This is a genomic window from Mesorhizobium sp. (assembly GCF_017306585.1).
GTDB lineage: Bacteria > Pseudomonadota > Alphaproteobacteria > Rhizobiales > Rhizobiaceae > Mesorhizobium.
The window spans coordinates 1-17,884 of the sequence record NZ_JAFKIC010000149.1; the positions used below are offsets into that span (position 1 = coordinate 1).

The window sequence follows — 17,884 nt, forward strand, 5'->3', positions numbered from 1 at the left end:
CGTCGTAGGCCCCGCCTTCGGCCAGGTTGAAGACCACCCGGCGCACGTTGGGCAGGTCCCTGGCCAGCGGCGCGTGCCGGCCGAGCCATCAATCGGCGAACTCCTTTGCGCTCACTTCCGGTTTGCGCTTGAGCAGTATGGCTGCCTTGAACATGATCACGCCCCCTTGATGCGCTTCAGGGGGCGGCCACCCAAGGCAAAGGCGATTGCGATCACCACTTCATTGTCGCGGGGAGCGTCGGCTATTCCTATCTCGATGGCGTCCATGTCGAGCAGGTGATCGTCCTTGCGCACGCCATAGGAGACGACCTTGAACCACTTGCCGCTCATGTTGACCGGCGAGCCGTGGGTCAAGTGTCCGCCCGAATTGAGGTCGAGGCCCATGAAGGTGTCGCCAGGCTGCAGCAGCGCCAGGAACACGGCCTGGTTCATCTGGCTGCCGGAGTTCGGCTGGACGTTGGCGAAGTTGCAGCCGAACAGCTTTTTCGCCCGCTCGATGGCCAGTTCCTCGGCCACGTCGACGAACTGGCAGCCGCCATAGTAGCGCTTGCCCGGATAGCCCTCGGCATATTTGTTGGTCATGATCGAGCCCTGCGCCTCGAGCACGGCGCGCGAGACGATGTTTTCCGAGGCGATCAGTTCGATCTCGTGGCGCTGGCGACCAAGTTCGTTGCGGATGGCGCCGAAAATCTCCGGATCGGCGTCTTCCAGCGTGGTTTCGAAGAAGGATTCGAATTTGTTCGACGCTGCCGCTGCTGTTGCCATGGCCTGAAAATCCTCCGGTTCGGGGCAATTTATCCCTGCATATCGTTGCCCCAAAACCGCTGCACGCCTTGGGGCGACATGCATTGCCGCGCCATTAACACAGTTGTTTTCACCCCGCCACGTTTGCGGCGCGAAATTTGCTGGCCGGTTTGCGCCAGACCCTGCAAATCCGGCACGCGTCGGAACATCCCGCTAGCTTCGCGTCTGCCTGCCATTCAAAAGAGCTTCCGTTAGCGTGATCTCGGTATAGAGCGCTCTGGCGGTGTGATCGTTGATTTCGCCGCGGCGAAGCATGCCCCGCACGGCGTCGCGCTCGGCTGCGATCCCGGCGAGCCGCAGATCGATCTCCAGCCTTCCCGCCTGACGCACTTCCGCACGCGCCTCATCCGCTTCGTCGGACGCGGCGATGCGCCGCTGATAGGCCGCGACAATGCCATTGGCAGCGGCAAGCCTTGCGCCGGGTATATCGCCCTCCTCCTCGTCCGTCTGCGCGAGGCTCTCCAGATGGGCGATCGCCGCCTTCGCGGCGCCGACCCGCGCCATACGTTCCTCGGCATCGCCGGCATCTTCTCCCGGCTCCACCAACCCGCGCGCGATCACCGGCAGGGCAAGGCTGGCAATCACCAGCGAGCAGATGATGACGCCGGCGGCGAGGAAGATGACCAGGTCGCGCGCTGGGAATGGCGATCCGTCCTGCAGGGCTTGCGGCAGCGACAATATGCCGGCCAGCGTAATGGCGCCGCGTACGCCCGCGACCGACCCCGCCAGCCGCACGCGCAGGCCGAACGGCTCGGCCTCACGCTTGCCGAACCGGGCCGCGAGGCCCGCCGTGATGTCGCCGATCCAGATCCATACGAAGCGGAGCGCGATGAGGCAAAGCGTCAGCGCCACCACAGTCAGCACAGGCTGGACGATGGGATACTGGCCGGTGAGTTCCGGCGGCACCTTGCGGATGATTTCGGGAAGCTGCAGGCCGAGCACGATGAACAGCGCACCGTTGAAGACAAAGGAAAACGTCGTCCACAACGAGATTGTCTGCATACGCGCCGAGACGCCGAGGAAGCGGAATATGCCGGTGCTTCCGGTCAACAGGCCGGCGGTCACGGCGGCCAGGATGCCCGACGCCTCGAAATGCTCGGCGGCGAGATAGGCGACGAAGGGAAGCAGGATGGTGATCAGCACCTGCGCCTCGGCCGGCACGCCGCCGATGCGGTTCAAGAGTTGCAGCGCCTTGGCCGCGACGAACAGGGCCGCCACGCCGGCCAGGATGCCGACCGCCACGGCATAGAGAAAGCTCAGCGAGGCGGCCGCGAAGGAAAAACTGCCTGTCAACGCCGCAGCAACGGCAAAGCGGAACATGACGAGACCCGAGGCGTCGTTGAGGAGCGACTCGCCTTCCAGAATGTGCATCAGGCGCGCCGGAACGACACTGCGGTCGACGATCGAGGATACAGCCACCGCGTCGGTCGGCGACAGCACCGCGGCGAGCGCGAAGGCGACGACCAGCGGGATGCTCGGCACCAGCCAGTGCAAGGCATAGCCAAAGCCGACGATCGTGAAGAAGACAAGGCCGATGGCGAGGTCGAGGATCGGCTTGCGCAATGCGATCAGTTCACGCTTGGGGGCGCTGAAAGCGTCGCTGAACAACAGCGGCGGGATAAACACCAGCAAAAACAGCTCGGGATCGATCTCGATATGGATGCCGCGCACCGGCCAGGCAAGGGCAGCACCTATGGCGATCTGCAGGACCGGCAACGGCACCCGTACGAGCCGGACCAGGGCGCCGGAGACAGCGACGAAGACGAGCACGACGAGGACAAAGATGGCGGCTTCCATGGCGCGATTCCGGCTGTTTGGCGAACCATGCGCAATCGCCGGCGCCGCGTCCAGACAGTCTGCCCGCGCAGCGTCGAGGCGGAGGCCGGTGAGTCTTCACAATTGAAAGGCCGGCACCCGGCGTCAGCGCGAGGCTGCCTAGGGGCACCGGGTCGCCGGCCTCCACGCCCACGCCCCCCGGATATCGGCGTGGAAATGAGGAAAGGCTTGCGCAACCCCGTCTGTCCCGATTGCGTCCGCAAGCCCCTGCCCTCCTGAATATCCGAGGATGCTATCGCCTCAACCTCCCGATAGCGCGGGGTTGACAGGCGGCTTTCACCGGCAGCCAGCCTTGCGGCTGAAAGTAGGCTGTGCCACGCTGCGTCACGGCTGGCGGACGGGGGTTCGATCGATGCTGTCACGGATCATGGCACATGCCGAACCGGCCTTCGCGTCGGTAACGGCAGAGGATGCAAGCGTCGCCTATTTCGCGGCGATGGAAGCGTTCGGGGCAACCTATCTGCAGACCCGCCTCTATCGAAGGCCGTCGGCGACGCTGACCTCATCTAGCCATTGGGCGGCAGGCGGCTTCATCACGCGGCTGGCGCCGGCGAACTGGCCGGGCAGCCCGGCCTTCGACTATGTCTGTTTCGAGTGCAATCCCTTGCTCGGCGCGATCCGCGAAAGCCGCACGCGCTATCGCTTCTCCGATTTTGCACCGCGCGACAGTTCGACGTTCGGCGCCTATTGGGAGGCGCTCAGCGAGGCCGGGATCAATGATGCGCTCTGCGCCACCTCCTATGGCGCCGACGGCACGATCGCCTCGCTTCACCTGGGCTTCGACGAGCGTGATTTCACCGCCGAGGAAAGTTTCGCCATCCAGATGACGGGGCTCGTGATCACCGAACGGCTGATGAGTCTGACCACGCCACCGCCCGCCGACACCATTCGGCTGACGGCGCGCGAGCGCGACACACTGGCGCTTGTCGCCGAAGGCAAGACGGATTGGGAAATCTCGGTCATTCTCGGCATTGCCGAGGCGACGGTGCGTTTCCATGTCGACAATGCCAGGCGCAAGCTCGGCGCCGTCAACCGCGCCCAGGCAGTGGCACGGCTGGTGAACCAGCGGCTGATCTGAAGTCCTCAGCAAAGAAAAAAGCCGCCTCAAAAGGCGGCTTTTTTCGATAATTATCAGGCTCTTACAGCGAAGATGTGATCTGCAGCTCGCTAGCGCCGTCGAGCGCGTAGACGTCGTCGCGGAACTGGACGACGCCCGGTCCGGTCGACCAGGCCGACAGATAGAGGAAATGCACCGGCACCGGGTTGGTGACCTGAATCGGCGTGTTCTGGCCGGTCTTGATCGCCGCCTCGAAATGCTGGCGATCCCAGCCGGGTGTGTCGCGCAGGATCCAGGTGACGAGGTCACGCACGTTCTGGACGCGCACGCAGCCCGAGGAATCGAAACGCATCATCTTGCCGAACAGGCTCTGCTGCGGCGTGTCGTGCATGTAGACGCCGTCCGGGCTCGGGAAGTTGATCTTGACCGACGCCATGGCGTTCTCGGAGCCCGGGTCCTGACGGAAACGGTATTTTGCCGCGTCGTCGGTCGACCAGTCGACGTTCATCGGGTCGACTTCGCTGCCATCGGGCGCGAACAGGCGGATATGACTGTTCTTGAGGTAGTTGGGATCCTTCCGCATCAGCGGAATGATGTCCTTGCGTACGATCGAGACCGGCGCGTTCCAATACGGATTGACGATGATCTCGTTGATCTTGGAATTGACGATCGGCGTCTGGCGATCGATCTTGCCGACAATGGCGGTGTGGCGGAGCACGACACGGTCGTTCTCGACCGCCTCTACCTGCGCGGCCGGAATGTCGACCAGCACATAGCGGCTGCCCAACGTGCCGGCCTTTTCCTTCAGCCGCTGCAGATTGGTCTGCAACTGGCCAAGCCTGATCTGCGCCGAAACGTTCATCGCGGCATAGGTGTACTTGCCCATCGAGCCGTCGGCGGGCAGGCCGTGGCGCAACTGGAAGCGCTTGACGGCGGAATCGACATAGGAATCGAAGGCCGTGGAAATACCGGCATTCTGCGACAGGTCGCCCGCGATCATCAGGCGCTTGCGCAACGGCACGACATCCGGGTCATCGACGCCGAGCTGCAGCTTCTTGGTGTCCGGCACCGGCTGCCAGCCACCCTGCACGACGATGTTCTGATACTGCGCGACCGCCTGTTCGGTGAAAGCGACGGTCTGCGGGCTGAAGATCGGCAGCGTCGAAGCCACCTTGCCGCCCTCGCTGGCGCGGGCGTCGAACTGGTCGTCCCAATTGCCGCGGGCCGATGATTTCAGGATATCGCCGATCACGTCCTGCGCATTCGCATGGCCGGCCACCATGGCGGCGGCGAGCGCGGAAGCTCCGGAAAGGAAAAAACGGCGGCTGGTTCTCATGGACGTTCCAGACATTCTTGTAGCATCGATCAAGGGGCAATCCTGCCCGCACTCTAAAATTGGCAATCTTAACAATTAGCCAACCATGTCCGTATCGGGTCGGCCACAAACGCGCGAGGCTCGATACGGGTTCCCTGCGAAAACACGACTTTCGCCACGTTATCACCGGCATCCTCGGTTCCATTGGAATATGGCGGCAACGTGGCCTTGGCCCGCAATTTGCTTCGGCCGCCAGCCCGAAAAGAAAAGACCGGTGCTTTTCGGCACCGGTCCTGACTGGAGGTCGCTGATTTTGCCACGCTTCTGCGGCGCGGCTTGTATTCAGAAATGCCTTACATCCGGTAGGCGATGGTGTCGTTCCAGAAACAGGGCAGAGTGTGATTTCAAACAGCTGCGGCTAACCGTGCAACGAAACTGCTATGTTCAGCGGGCGTAAGGGATTGGCGGCGCATCCAGAGGTATAGCGGCGCGCAGCAGCTTTTCCAGTGCCGCCGACGACTTCTCCAGATAATCAGGCGACCAGGCTGCATAGATTTCCGTCATGGAGAACCCCGCCACCTTGTGGCCCAGTTGCATCGCCGTCTCCCACGGCTGAACGCCTTCACGGCGCAGCCAGCGGGCCACCGTGTGGCGGCAGGAGTAGGCGGTAATCTGCCGATCGAGGTGCGCGCGCCGGAGCGCGGCGCGGAGACCCTTGTTGATGTGACCGACCTTCTGGCCACGAAACATCAGGACGAAGGGCGTAGTTTTGTCCATCGGCTCCAGCACTTCCCGGAGGAAGGGAAGCAGCTTGACCGTAGGACGCCGTTTTGAGGTCTGTTTCCGGCCCTTGGGGTTCAGCTCTATCAAACCGGCTTCAAAATCAATCTGCGGCCACGTCAGGGTGGTTATGGCCTCATTCCGCGCACCGGTCCCGAGCATCAATATCAGGAACAGCCGGATATGGTCGCCAGCGGCGGCATACAGGCGCCGGATTTCCTCGACCTCCATGGGCCGGCCCATCGGCGGCCCCTGCTCCATCGCCGGAACTTCGATGTAAGGCCGGTCGCGGACAATACCGCGCTTCCACGCGCGGTTGATTGCCGCGCGGCCTACCTCCAGCCCACGAACCACCGAATTGTGGCTGAGGCCCTTGGCCGCCAGCCACTCCCTGAATTCTTCCTGCTTGGGTATGTCGCGCAGGTCGGCCACCGTGGCGTCACCCCAGAACTCCAGCCAGTAGCGCAGCAGGATCTTGACCGCCTGCCGCGAGCGCAGCTTTTCGACGTGGCTGGCCTGATACTCTTTCCATAGGCTTTTCAGCGTGACGGTTTCGGAAGACAGGTCGCGGCCGGTCTTCATGCGCTCCGCCGATACGAACTCCAGCAGCTTCGCCTTGGCCTCCTCCTCGTCGGAGGTGCCAAGGCTCACCTTGCGGGTCTGCTTCGCGACCTCGTCGTAAAAGGTGCGGTGCCAGGCGGCACTACCCGGCCGCTTGTCCAGCCAGTAATCGCCCACCTGGAACGCGCGCTTTTGATAACGCGGCATGGTTCATTCACCCGGGGCAGCGCCCGGCCGGGGATACCGGCCGAGCATCATGTCAGCGACATGGATGCCGAGGTAGTGGACCTTGCGCGGTCCGAGTTTTATGGCGGGCACGAGGTTTTGCGCCCGCCAGCGCTTGAGGGTGGACAGGTCCACCTCCACGAAGTGAGCAGCCTGCTCCTCCCCGTACCGGTGGTACGGGTCGATGCCGTGCTTTTCCATAATCGCCTGTCGCACTTGCTGGTACTCCTCATCCACAGGAGCCTCCCAACCTAAAGACCGTATCGGCTGCGGTTGGAACATTAAGAATCATTATCATAATGCCTGCACTAAAGATAGAAGCGAGCCAGTCCCTTTTAAAGAGGTTCACCGCGAAACCGGCCAGCGTAATCAGGAACATTAAGTTTCCGAATGCCTCATACGCATGCCGGACCGTGGGGCCGAACCAGCAATAGAGATAAGGATATCCCCACCACTTGGCCGTCACGTAGTTGATGCACCACGCCAATCCGATGAGCGCAAACCAGATATCCACGTCGCCAATCAGTGCCTTCCTTGCCATTGTTTCCTCCGTTGGGCGCGGCAGCGGGGGCGAGGAGAACGCCGTCGAGGCATCCTCCCCGCTTCACGACCGCGCCAGCTTGACCAGATGTGGCTGACGATGGCGGAGCCCGCACGAAACGCCGCGGTGAAAAGCATCACCAAAAGCTGTGCGTAGGCCCGGATAAAAAGCTCCGCCAATCGCAGCGTGAACTGCGCAAAAAGCTCAATGAGTTTCACGGCGTTCACTCAACCGGGCAGTCGGCCTGCCAAGTCCGGTAATGGGTGGCATCTATCCACTGCTGGTAGGTGCATTGCTTCAGCGGCTCCGGATCGAAGGTGATCCTGGAAAGGACGAAGAACCAGAGCAGGAACAACAGCAGGATTATCCAGAATGCACATCCGATCGTATCGAGCCAATCAGACTCAGGCTCAGTGGTGTAGAACACCTGGGTGATTGACGCGCTCGCATGGGAGGACGAGTTCCCACCATGCGAGCTGTTCGAGATTCGCTGGGACATGATCAGACCCTCACGAATTCACGATGAGCCACGCTACGCATTCCCATCTGCTTGACCTGCTGGAAAACGCCCTCGTACAAGCACCAGGCGTAGCGCTCTTGGTGGACGCCAAGATGGGACTGCACGGTCATCACGTAGATGCCGACCCACTTGCCGCGGTAGATGCCGCTGCCCCAACGCTCAATCCGTTCAAGCCGTGCGCCGTAGATGCCGGTATCGTAGCGATAGTGTGGTTGCCAGACCTTGTAGCAATCAGCCAGCCACTTTGGCGGTCCGTCGCGGTTCTCGATGCGCACCGTCCGGTGCTGGCCAGGCATGATGACTTCTGCCATCACCCGTCGCCCGCTGATGATCGCGGGGAGTCTATATTTTGACATTCTCGCCTCCATCCCCGGCGGTCACTCCGGGCGGAGTGGCTTTGGCGCCGGGTATGGGTGGACGATTGCCTACCAACCGTCGGAGGTTAATGTTACGGCTGTATTTCGTCCGTAATACAGGTTCGATCAATGGCTAGGCTGCCGAGCACACCCAAAGAACCACGCGCTCAGTTCTCAATCGGACTGCCTTCTGACTACGAGAGTCGGAAGGCAGCATTTCTGGACGAATTTGAAGATATTGCTACGGAACGCTATGGTCCGGGAAAGAAGTTCTCCGGCGTCGTAAGGCTGGCACTTGATGAGCTTTGGCGGCGACGAAGCGAAGTCCGCTCAAAGGCATCCGATGCGTTTGAACAGGTCGGCCTGACCGGCCTTTTGCCGATGGCGCTGGACCACAGTTTTTCCCGTCAATTAGTGCGAAGTGAAACGATCTTTCTAGTGATCGACGACTTTTTACCGTGGCTGAGAACAAATGATCATGACCGCGCGCTGGAATATCGTCTTAGCGAGCTTAAACTACCCACGCACATCATTCTTCCAACGCACGACTCGGATCTGGTCGCTACACCTGAACTGTCTGCCGACAACGAGTACGCCGCAAAGAGTCTCCTAAAACACATCGCGTTCGATCCGGACGACAATTACCCGTTGCGAATTCTGGCACATGCCAGGCCCCGATACAGCAAATTGCCCTTCGTTTTGATGACGGACGACACCTGTTACTTTGCGCCCAGTTTTGAGAGCATTCAGGCGAGCACGGCATTCGTTTATGAGGCGGGCAAGGGGCCGGGCTACCTGACATTCTCACGAGAGCTTCACGACTTGTCGGCGACGGATTCGAACCTGTTTTGGAACTGGTACAAGGCCGATAAACCCCGTTAGCCGTGTCGCAGACGCAACAGATGAAATCTAGGATGGTGCAGTTATAGGGCACAATATGGGTCGCAAGCGACCCGAAGTGCCTTGGGCTGCACCGTGCTAGGGTACTCCTGTGGCAATCGCGTACTTCAACCACACGTTCATCAAGAAGAATGCTCAGAAAGAGCCCGGCACCGCCGTTGCCAATCTGAATTACAACACCCGCCGTCAGGCGACCGCCTACATCGGCGCTGGCGGCGGTCTTACCCCAAGCTACGGCCACATCCGTCGACTGCTGGAGGAGCGGGAAAACCGTATCCGCAAGGACGGCCGTGTCATCGAGAAATTCATTATCGCCCTGCCGCGCGAGATGACGATGGAGCAGAGCATCGGGACCGTCCACAAGTTCGGCTTCCGGCTTACCCGTGGTGGCCGGGCGCCCTACTATTTCTCCATCCAGGACTGGAACACCCACAATCCCCATGTCCACTTCGTCCTGCTCGACCAGGACCGGGAGACAGGCAAGACCGTCGCCAAGGCATGGGAACGGAATAGCACCCACCGCTTCAAGCGCCTTTGGCAGGACGTTGCCAACGACGACATGGCGGCGCTTGGGATCGATGCCCGCATTGACTTCGATGCCGCCGAGGCGAAGGCACAGGGGCAAGAGGCTGCCAACGACAACCTTGAGGCCGATCAGGAGCCTGCACCGCTAAGCACCGATACTGAAGTGGAGCCGACTCTTGAATCCGTCGAGGAAGAACCTCTGGAAACAGAGGACGCCGATGACGGCGACGAGGATATGGCCATACTGGAATTGCCGGGCACGCCGCTTGAGAACGTGCTTGAGGCCCACCGTGAACTTGAGACCCTTCAGAATGCCCAGGCTGAGCTGAAGCGGGTCCAGCAGGACTTCTCCCGGGCGGTCCGCGAGTTCGAGACCGCCGCGGTCGAAGCCGGATACGCTCACCGGGTCAACGAGATGGCCAAGCAGGCAATCGGGCCGGCCTATCAGGAATATCAGAACTATCTGAAGGACAACGGCCGGCTAAAGGGTCTGGCGATTGGCATTGGCCGCTGGACGTGGAAGTCGAAGACGCGCCGGCAGGCTGAGGAAGCCGCCCTAAGCCTTCGTGGTCTCCGCTCCAGACAGGAAGAGACCGCCAGGTCCCTCCGCGAACACGAGGACCAGGTGAAGCGCTGGGAGAACGCCAAGGCCGATTACCGGCGCCAGGAGGAGATGCTGAACAATCAGCTCGCCCGTTACAGCAGCGGCAAGAACCAGGACTATGCGGAGAAGCTGTTCAAGGACGCCATTCGCAAGAACATGGAGAAGCTGTCCCTTGAGGAGCTTCGCGACCTCTACGAGCAGGGCGAACTTTCGGAAGCCAAATACCGCCAGATCCTCCACATCGTCGGCGCCATGCACGAGCTGGACGACCTCGACGCGGAGAAGGCGGAGAAGGACCGGAGCGAGGGCTACTGATAAAACTCTACCACCGTTTTACGCCACAGTCGCTTGACCAGCTTAAAGGGCTTTAAGCCGTCAACCTTTGCCCTGCCGGGCACGATGAGGATGCACTGCATAAAGCCCATGGCGGCGATCTGGTCCAGGTTCCGGAGGTTGGTGGGCGTCTCGCTCCGGCCCTGACTGGTACCGTGCTGGCTGGCGCTCTCAGACCGGCCGTAAGAGGTCCGCTTGCCCAGCAGCTTGGATATCCGCTCCAGCCAACCGATCTCGTTCGAGCCGCCATAAACCAGCAGGCTGCACCCGCCAATCAGCGCTTCGGCGTCTTGCTGAAACGCTTCCTTGATGTCCGATTCCGAGAGGTAAGCCACCAGCAGGTTTACGCCGGCCTCACCAAGCTCTCGGTTCACGTCCAAGAGCGCGTTGCATCGTTCAATGGTCTTTGCCTCGTCCACGATCACCCACAGACCCTTCCTTAGCGGGGTGTCGCCGGTGGCGTTGAACATCCTCTTGGCGGAGTTGATCGCGCAGCCGATGAGCAGGCGTACCAGTGCACCTTCACCCGTACCAAGCCCGCACCGGATGAAGACCGCCACCGGAGCGTCGTCTGTAAACACTTGCTCCCATGTGAAAGTGTTGACCAGCAACCCTTCCGCATCGCGATGTTCCGTGATGGCGCGAATAGACGGGCGCAGCCATACCTTCATTTTCTCGAAGTTGGTGGTGATGAAACTACCCTTCTCCCGATCGCCGGCCGACCGGAAAGCGTCCACCGCGGCGGTGATGATCGGATCTTCCACCAGCGCCATCATGGCGAACAGCGCTTCCCGGCTCTCGTTGCTGCTTACCAGCAGATCAACCGCGTGTGGCACTGTGGCTTTGCTGGGCTGTTTGAGCAGCAGGTACTTGATCACCCCGGCGATCATGATCTTGGGGTAGTTGTCGAAGTGGCTGTGTTTCCCATGCTTCGCATCGGCCGCGAGCAGGTCGGCAAACACATCGTTTTGCCGATCGAAATCGTACACATCGTGGATATCGAGGAACGTAACCGGATTGATCCACGCCTCAGTATTGTCTGGATTATCGATGTCGATCACCAGCACCTTATAGCCGAGCTTTTCCAGCGTCGGCCTCGTTCGTTTCAACGTGCCGAGCTTCGGGTCGTACATGACCAGGTCCGGAAGATCCTGACGCCGCCGTTTGATCCTGTTGCCGCCGACTTCCACGGTCTCGGTCACCCAAGGCCGGTTCCGAAGATCCAGCAGGTTGGCGTTGATGGCCTGTGTTTTCCCCTGCCTCTTGTTGGCTACAATCAGTAGGCTGGATGTTTTTGGAAGATAGACCTTCCGCCGTTTTGGGGTGACGCAGGCGAAGAAGCCGCCCGGCTTCAGCATCCCCTGCTCCTTCAGTTCCTTATCGGTTGCAAAAGCGGCATCTCCGTGCGTCGGCTCCTCCTTCTGAGCCGTCATGCTACGGTATATGCCCTTTATTATTGCAATTATTCCGAAGACAATAGTACCCAGAAACCAATCAACCCAATTGATTAGTTTCAAAATGCCTAGAAATAACCGAATAACCGGCATAGTATTTCCCTGTTCAGCTACATCTAAACTGTTTTCTCAACCGGGCGCAAACCCGGCTGAACACCTTTGCGCGCCCTTTCGGAGAGCAAAATGCAACCTGCGAAGAAAATGCCTACGCATGACATTCTGGTCGCCACACCGCTGACCGAGAAGGAGAAGGAGCAGGGCGTAAAGCCCTTCTGGACCAAGATCGGCGCGGCATGGTCGCTGCCCGACGGGAGCGGCTACAGCCTCGTGCTGCAAGCGCTGCCGCTCGATGGCCGGATGGTGATGAAGGTACCCACGGCGAAGGAAGACGACCGGCCTGACCCGCGCGACGACCCTCGCTACGGCCAGTCCGACTACCAGACCCGAAGCAACGGCCGATAAACCCCACCTACGCCGGGTAAAGCCCAGCCTTCGGCTCCTGTCGGCTGCGGGGCGTTGACCCGGACTACGGCGCGGTTTCAGGCGCTGGGAACACCAAGCCCGCAGTGCGGGCTTGGCAGCCCCCTCACCCAAACATCGCGAGCAACCCATGCACACCACCGAGAATCTGTATTCGGCGGTCACGGACCGCATTGTCTCTGAAATCGAAAAGGGAGGTCTCCTGCCATGGCAGAAACCATGGGCCGTCACTCGGTCAAACGGCATCGGCATCATGCCAACCAATGCCGCGACCGGGCGGCCCTATTCGGGCATCAACATCGCCTTGCTGTGGCTTGCGGCGGGCGATCATGGCTATCCAACCCATGGCTGGATGACCTTCCAGCAGGCCCGGCAGCTTGGCGCTTCCGTCCGCAAGGGCGAAAAGGCCACCACTGTCGTCTACACAACCTGGCTTGAGCCCGAGGAGGGAGAGGAAGAAACGCGGAGGCGCCCCATCATGCGGACGTTCTATGTGTTCAACCTCGCCCAAATCGAAAGCCTGCCGCCTGAGTTCTCCGAAACACCTGCCGAAGTGCCGGTAGAATCCAGCTATCAAGAGGCTTTAAAGACCTTGGACGGTAGCGGGGTTAAGGTGGAATATCGGGGCTCTCAGGCCTGTTACGTGCCGTCACGCGACATCATCGTGATGCCATCAGCCGGCGCGTTTAAGTCCGAGGAGGCGTTCTTCCATACTGCCTTCCACGAACTGACCCACGCCACCGGCCACAAAAGCCGGCTGGACCGAGAGTTCGGCAAGCGATTCGGCGACGAGCGCTATGCGTTCGAGGAGCTGGTGGCGGAGTTGGGCAGCGCTTTCCTGTGTGCCCATCACGACATCCAGCCAGGCAACTCCAGCGATGCATCCTACATCGCCGGATGGCTGAAGGTGCTGAAGCAGGATAAGCGGGCCATCTTCACCGCAGCAAGCCACGCTTCAAAAGCGGCGGACTGGGTGCGGGAACAGGCTGCCAAGGCGATCGACTGTCCTGCGGCGCGGGAGATCGAAGCCTCATATTAAGGCGATGACCCCGGTGATGAGCCGGGGTCATTTTTATGCCTATAGATTGACCGAGCCCGGCAGATCGTAAGCGTCGGCGCCGCAGTGGTTTAGAAACGCTGGTCGGCCTCCAGCCATCGCCATGAGGACGTAAGCAGCGCGCAGGTCGGGTAAGCGAGTTTGGCCGCGCAGAACCTTGAGGTTCCCTGTCGCCTCCCGCCAGCAGAACCGGAAACCATCTTCGGTTGTCCCGTCTGCGTGGTGGTAGCGCACTGCCTGGAGGCAAAGGTGTCCCCCGTGTTTGTACTGAATGCTCACTTCGTCGATGATCTGGACGTTGGTCTGACCTGAAGCCATTTTCGTATCTCCAAAGCGGTTTCGCCGGGTGGCGATTTTACTTCCGCCCCAAGATCCTTTTTCAGAGCCTGACTTCAGCCTCTCGATCGCAAATTATTTTTTGGCCAAACCGGTTTTCAGCCGAAATCCCGGCCTTCCCGCACAAACACATCCGCTTCCTTGGCGGCTGCGGTGAAGGCTTTGCGGCCGACGCTGACGGTCTTTTCCTGTTCAAGTACCTGCTTAATGGCTCTCAGCGCCGCGCGGTACTTCGGCCCGGACGTAGTTGGCCATTTTCCGAGCAACAACGAAGCCGCTTGAGCCGTCCGGGTGACGGTCATATAGCGGCCGGTCTGGCTTGTCTCGATTGTAACGGGAACGTCGAAGTCTTCGTCACGCATACTCACCACCCCACAACTCTGGCGAGTCGAACTAGCCAGCGCGGGATTTGTTCCTGCGGCAATGCAATCCACCCATTCCCAATCGACCTGGAGCCGGTCGGCTTCACCAGCAAACGTCTGCGCAAGTTTCAGGGTTGCGTGTGATGCCATGCCTTGAACCCCACCCAAAACACTCCCAGTAGCGCGGCAATTGCTACAAGCCATGCGCCGATCCAAGCCAGATACAAAATCAGCCAGGCGAAGGCGGATAGGACCGCCATGCCGAACACGATGCCGATGGCGAGCGCGAACCAGATCACCGACAAGCGGCCTCCCACCGCTCATTCAGCCGGATCATCTGCTTGTGGGTGTTGCTGCCGTGCCTCACCCCGTCGGCAAAAAACTGAGTTGAATGGAATGGAAGCTCGGCGGCCACCCAGGTGCAGTCATTTCCACTTGTCGGAGAGGCGCTGCAACCCGGCATCATCGGCAGCATCAACAGCGCGGGCAGCATCGTCAGCCCTTTGGGCTTTACGCAACGCGTTGAGAGTTTGGGCTGACTGGACCGACTTCCGGCCGGCGAAAAAGGCCACGATGTTTTCAAACAGCTGGACGACGAGGCCGACGACATCGGGCCAGCCCATTTACTGTCCAGCTGTCGGGCTCACAGTCGAAGGATCGACCAGCTTGGCTTTCACGCTATCGAGGCTGGATTGAACCGGCGCGGTGATGCTGTTCATGCCCGGCACTACGCCCAGGACCGTAACGGTGCCGCCGAGGCCGAAAATGACCACCAGAAGCTTCCAGTTCTCTTTGATGAAATTGATGATCCCCATGTTCTTGTCTTTCCTTATGCAGGAATCAGAACACGAACCAGCTTGGCTGTAAAATGAAAATGGAGGCCGAAGCCTCCACCCCTGTGTTGCACAAAAGGAAATTTGAACAACTGCGTAGTCATACCGGAGAGGTCTTTCCACGCCTCATGAATCTGACACAGCGCTGCTTAGGCGACAAGCTCAAAGTGCGGCAGGTCTTCAAGCGAGTTGTCGTGGAAGTCGTTGTCGCCATCCCAATTCCCGCCCCAGCGCACCGCTACGTCCTCGACCTTGGCGGCGGCGGCGATGACGCCGGCCAGAAAGTCGAACCGCTTGGTGTCCTTCCAGTCAACGGGATACGGAACCGCATCACAGGCGTGGGCGAACCCGTCAGGCTGGCGCAAGTGCTTGCTGCTTTTAATCCCGGTGCCCTTGGCTGCGTTGTCGTTGGCGGCGGCTTGGGTTCGCACAGTCTCCAGGATCATGAAGTCCAGCAGTTGCCAGCTCATGGCGCGACGATAAACGCGCACGAGGTCGGGATGCAGATCTTTCAATCTGGCTTCGCTGATAGGACCGAAAGCGTAGGTCATTTCCGGCGCCATTCCCGAACCTTAAGGGCGATGTTAATGCCCAGATAGACGACGGTCATCACTGAAATGATGTTGTTCCAGGTGATGAGGTAGGTGACCACGCCCAGCGTTGTGTTCCCGGTTACCTTGGCAAGCCATGTCGGTGTGATGACGGCTGCGGTATCGGTGATTAGGGCGTCACGGTCCATTACGCCACCTTCCATATTTTTACCCTGGCGTAAGTCTCGGTCCCAATATTCATCGGATTTCCCAAGTCTGTCGCACCATTGGTTTGCGTCCGGTAGTATTGGAGCGCAAAGGCCTTGGAGCCTGAAATCGTTACAATTCCCGATACTCTCGGGTAGACGCACGGGAAGTTGGCGCCGTTGGCGTTGACGCTCTCTGCCACCGTGGTGCTGTCAGTGATATTCCTGATACGCTCCTTCACCAGGAATCCTGTGCTGGCATTGTAGAATTGCATGCCTTCGGTCTCGAAATAATAGGTTCCAGCGCCCAGAGTAATCTGGTTTGAGGACAGGGAGGCAATCGAGCCATTGTTCCGAACTGTGGTGTTGAGTGTCCGCGTTGTATAGGCGCCGGTAGTGGCGGTCCCGCCGTTGGTGTTTTGCGTCCTTTGGTCCTCGATGATCACGTCCGGCGCCGGAGACGGCGGAGAGACCCATGCGCCATCGCCCCGCCAGTAGGTCGTGGCATCCGCGCTGGCCCCGCTGTTCAGATTACCGACAGGCAGGTTGCCGGTTACGCCGTTGGCAAGGTTGACCTGGTTCCAGGAAGGGCTGTTGCTTGTGCCCTGGTTGGACAGGTAGCGCGTGCTGCTGGTTGACTTACCGAGGAGGCTATAGGTGTTGGTCGCGGAACCGTACAACAGGTCGCCTTGAGCAACCGAGGACTGGTTTGTACCACCACTCGTTGCCCCGAGCGGCGTGGTTATGGAGGCGCTGTTGGCCACCACCCATCGCTGGTTGCTGCTGGCATCTTGAGCGTAGACCAGGTCAACACCGCTGCTGGCGTTGATCACATAATCGCCACCACCCGGCGTCTTGATACGGTTGGCGGCCGAGGAATTCGCGTTCTCGTTTTTTAGCGTGCATTTGTAGGCAGTGCCGTCGTTATTCACGACCAGCTTGATGACCCGCCCCAGCACCCCAGTTGCGATCCCTGTCAGGTTGAAGTCTTCCGTCAGCTTCATGTTGACGACGGCAGCATTGGCGAGGCCAGTAGGGCTGTAGTCGTTGACGTTATGCGACATATCCCCGGCTGGGTTGTCGTCGATCAGCCCGCCAGTTGCAGGCTTCCAGGTGCCGTCGCCGCTCCAGAAGGTGCTGGCACTGGCGTCGTTGCCGCTGTTGAGGTGTGACACCCCGAGGTTACCCGTAACCTCAGAGCCGGAAAGGTCTATGGCAGCGGCGCTCACGACCCCGGATGCGGCTTTGAGTGGGCCTGACAGGCCAGTTGACAGTGTGGTGGTGCTGGTAGCTGTTAGGGTCGTAAAGCCACCCGCGGCCTTGGTCGTTGCTCCGACCGTAGTTCCATTGATCGTTCCACCAGTAATCGCGACCAAACTGGCATCCTGACTGGATATGGTGCCAAGCGTTGGTTTTCCAGTCAGGTCAGAATAGGCGCCCGTAGTCGCAACGGTTGCGAGGCTGGGAGTACCCGACAGGTCTGAATACGCTCCAGTTGTCGCCACTGTTGCAAGTGAAGGCTTGCCGCTCAAATCGGAATAAGCGCCAGTGGTAGCGACCGTGGCCAGGCTAGAAATGTCGGCCTTATCGGCATCGAGAGTGTCAAGCGCGTCCGCCACGCTACTACCGGCTACGCCGCTATCGTTGTCGACCTGTGAGGCATCATAGTCGGAGGTTGTGGCGACCACATCGCCGGTGCGAGTAAACACGCTGGAAACGCCGCCCACTGCGTCTACGCTGACAACGCCGCTTCCATCGATGGCTAGACCATCCCCGATTTTGATGCCGCCAAGTACGCTGCCAGTAGCCGTTGGCAGGGTGTAGGACCCATCGGCCCAGAGGGTATCATTATCGGCATCGGAGGCCTTGGCCAGGAATTGGCCGGTTGTGCCGCCTGCGGGTACTCCAAGCCCGTCGGCTCCATCAGTGCCGTCCGTCCCATCAGCTCCAGGCGCGCCGGTATCGCCTTTATCTCCTTTATCACCCTTTGCACCTTGGGAACCGGCAGCACCTGTCGGTCCAGTAGCTCCAGTGTCACCTGTATCGCCCTTGTCACCCTTGGCGCCAGCCGGACCTGTAGCACCAGTTTCGCCCTGTGGTCCTTCCCAGTAATCCAGGTCATTCCAGGCGGTGGTGCCATCACCCTTCTTCAGCTTGGTGGTGTCAGTCTCATATACCAGCTCCCCAATGAGCAGGACGGGGTTATTGGAGGTCCAGTTAGCGGCAGTATCCTGGGCGGGGACGAGGCGGGTTTTAACGACATTCACAT

22 protein-coding genes are annotated in these 17,884 nt (G+C 60.1%); 5 read left to right on the plus strand and 17 right to left on the minus strand.

The features are described 5' to 3' along the window. Window positions 1–156 precede the first annotated feature (156 nt). The gene (locus J0I79_RS16390) at window positions 157–765 is read right to left on the minus strand and encodes an amino acid synthesis family protein (protein WP_292860595.1); all 609 of its coding nucleotides are present in this window, start codon (window positions 763–765) and stop codon (window positions 157–159) included. A gap of 192 nt (window positions 766–957) precedes the next feature. Then, window positions 958–2,601 (minus strand): Na+/H+ antiporter, encoded by a 1,644-nt coding sequence (locus tag J0I79_RS16395; RefSeq protein ID WP_292860598.1) that lies wholly within the window; start codon window positions 2,599–2,601, stop codon window positions 958–960. A 391-nt stretch (window positions 2,602–2,992) separates the two neighbouring features. Here J0I79_RS16395 and J0I79_RS16400 point away from each other — a divergent pair, with 391 nt between their 5' ends. After that, entirely contained in the window at window positions 2,993–3,718 is a 726-nt protein-coding gene (locus tag J0I79_RS16400) for a LuxR C-terminal-related transcriptional regulator (RefSeq protein WP_292860602.1), read from the plus strand. A 61-nt stretch (window positions 3,719–3,779) separates the two neighbouring features. Here J0I79_RS16400 and J0I79_RS16405 read toward each other — a convergent pair whose 3' ends face one another. The 6 genes from J0I79_RS16405 to J0I79_RS16430 form a co-directional block, all read right to left on the minus strand. After that, window positions 3,780–5,033, minus strand: coding sequence for a L,D-transpeptidase family protein (locus J0I79_RS16405; protein WP_292860605.1), 1,254 nt, complete (start codon window positions 5,031–5,033; stop codon window positions 3,780–3,782). 423 nt (window positions 5,034–5,456) lie between these two features. Continuing rightward, a complete protein-coding gene (locus J0I79_RS16410) occupies window positions 5,457–6,560 on the minus strand; it encodes a tyrosine-type recombinase/integrase (protein WP_292860608.1) in 1,104 nt (367 codons plus the stop codon). 3 nt (window positions 6,561–6,563) lie between these two features. Continuing rightward, window positions 6,564–6,815: a hypothetical protein gene (locus J0I79_RS16415; RefSeq protein ID WP_292860611.1), complete on the minus strand. Its 252-nt coding sequence runs from the start codon at window positions 6,813–6,815 to the stop codon at window positions 6,564–6,566. After that, window positions 6,808–7,119, minus strand: coding sequence for a hypothetical protein (locus J0I79_RS16420; protein WP_292860614.1), 312 nt, complete (start codon window positions 7,117–7,119; stop codon window positions 6,808–6,810). Before J0I79_RS16420 ends, J0I79_RS16415 begins: the two co-directional genes overlap by 8 nt. 223 nt (window positions 7,120–7,342) lie before the next feature. Further along, window positions 7,343–7,618 carry a hypothetical protein gene (locus J0I79_RS16425; RefSeq protein WP_292860617.1) on the minus strand — a complete coding sequence of 92 codons (276 nt, stop codon included), beginning with the start codon at window positions 7,616–7,618 and terminating at the stop codon, window positions 7,343–7,345. 2 nt (window positions 7,619–7,620) lie between these two features. Further along, complete coding sequence (locus tag J0I79_RS16430; RefSeq protein ID WP_292860620.1) at window positions 7,621–7,950, minus strand: hypothetical protein; 330 nt, start codon at window positions 7,948–7,950, stop codon at window positions 7,621–7,623. Between the two features lie 174 nt (window positions 7,951–8,124). On the opposite strand from J0I79_RS16430, the gene J0I79_RS16435 reads away from it, so the two are divergent. After that, window positions 8,125–8,877: a hypothetical protein gene (locus J0I79_RS16435; protein ID WP_292860623.1), complete on the plus strand. Its 753-nt coding sequence runs from the start codon at window positions 8,125–8,127 to the stop codon at window positions 8,875–8,877. 109 nt (window positions 8,878–8,986) lie between these two features. Beyond that, the gene (locus J0I79_RS16440) at window positions 8,987–10,339 is read left to right on the plus strand and encodes a MobA/MobL family protein (protein ID WP_292860626.1); all 1,353 of its coding nucleotides are present in this window, start codon (window positions 8,987–8,989) and stop codon (window positions 10,337–10,339) included. Here J0I79_RS16440 and J0I79_RS16445 read toward each other — a convergent pair. Then, entirely contained in the window at window positions 10,333–11,790 is a 1,458-nt protein-coding gene (locus tag J0I79_RS16445; protein ID WP_292860628.1) for a type IV secretory system conjugative DNA transfer family protein, read from the minus strand. The two genes, J0I79_RS16440 and J0I79_RS16445, sit on opposite strands and share 7 nt — an antisense overlap. A gap of 204 nt (window positions 11,791–11,994) precedes the next feature. Here J0I79_RS16445 and J0I79_RS16450 point away from each other — a divergent pair, with 204 nt between their 5' ends. Continuing rightward, entirely contained in the window at window positions 11,995–12,273 is a 279-nt protein-coding gene (locus tag J0I79_RS16450; RefSeq protein WP_292860630.1) for a hypothetical protein, read from the plus strand. Window positions 12,274–12,421: 148 nt separating this feature from the next. Beyond that, window positions 12,422–13,330, plus strand: coding sequence for a zincin-like metallopeptidase domain-containing protein (locus tag J0I79_RS16455; RefSeq protein WP_292860632.1), 909 nt, complete (start codon window positions 12,422–12,424; stop codon window positions 13,328–13,330). A gap of 39 nt (window positions 13,331–13,369) precedes the next feature. On the opposite strand, the gene J0I79_RS16460 is transcribed toward J0I79_RS16455, so the two are convergent. From J0I79_RS16460 to J0I79_RS16495, 8 genes are all read right to left on the minus strand, one after another. Next, entirely contained in the window at window positions 13,370–13,666 is a 297-nt protein-coding gene (locus tag J0I79_RS16460; RefSeq protein ID WP_292860634.1) for a hypothetical protein, read from the minus strand. A 116-nt stretch (window positions 13,667–13,782) separates the two neighbouring features. Beyond that, entirely contained in the window at window positions 13,783–14,196 is a 414-nt protein-coding gene (locus J0I79_RS16465) for a DUF982 domain-containing protein (RefSeq protein ID WP_292860636.1), read from the minus strand. Beyond that, a complete protein-coding gene (locus J0I79_RS16470; protein ID WP_292860638.1) occupies window positions 14,175–14,351 on the minus strand; it encodes a hypothetical protein in 177 nt (58 codons plus the stop codon). Before J0I79_RS16470 ends, J0I79_RS16465 begins: the two co-directional genes overlap by 22 nt. A gap of 120 nt (window positions 14,352–14,471) precedes the next feature. Further along, on the minus strand, window positions 14,472–14,669 hold the full coding sequence (locus J0I79_RS16475; RefSeq protein ID WP_292860640.1) for a hypothetical protein: 198 nt from the start codon (window positions 14,667–14,669) through the stop codon (window positions 14,472–14,474). Next, entirely contained in the window at window positions 14,670–14,861 is a 192-nt protein-coding gene (locus J0I79_RS16480) for a hypothetical protein (RefSeq protein ID WP_292860642.1), read from the minus strand. Window positions 14,862–15,028: 167 nt separating this feature from the next. Next, complete coding sequence (locus tag J0I79_RS16485; protein WP_292860645.1) at window positions 15,029–15,430, minus strand: hypothetical protein; 402 nt, start codon at window positions 15,428–15,430, stop codon at window positions 15,029–15,031. Further along, entirely contained in the window at window positions 15,427–15,618 is a 192-nt protein-coding gene (locus tag J0I79_RS16490; protein ID WP_292860647.1) for a hypothetical protein, read from the minus strand. Before J0I79_RS16490 ends, J0I79_RS16485 begins: the two co-directional genes overlap by 4 nt. Further along, window positions 15,618–17,882 carry a hypothetical protein gene (locus J0I79_RS16495; protein ID WP_292860650.1) on the minus strand — a complete coding sequence of 755 codons (2,265 nt, stop codon included), beginning with the start codon at window positions 17,880–17,882 and terminating at the stop codon, window positions 15,618–15,620. Before J0I79_RS16495 ends, J0I79_RS16490 begins: the two co-directional genes overlap by 1 nt. Between the last annotated feature and the right edge of the window lie 2 nt (window positions 17,883–17,884).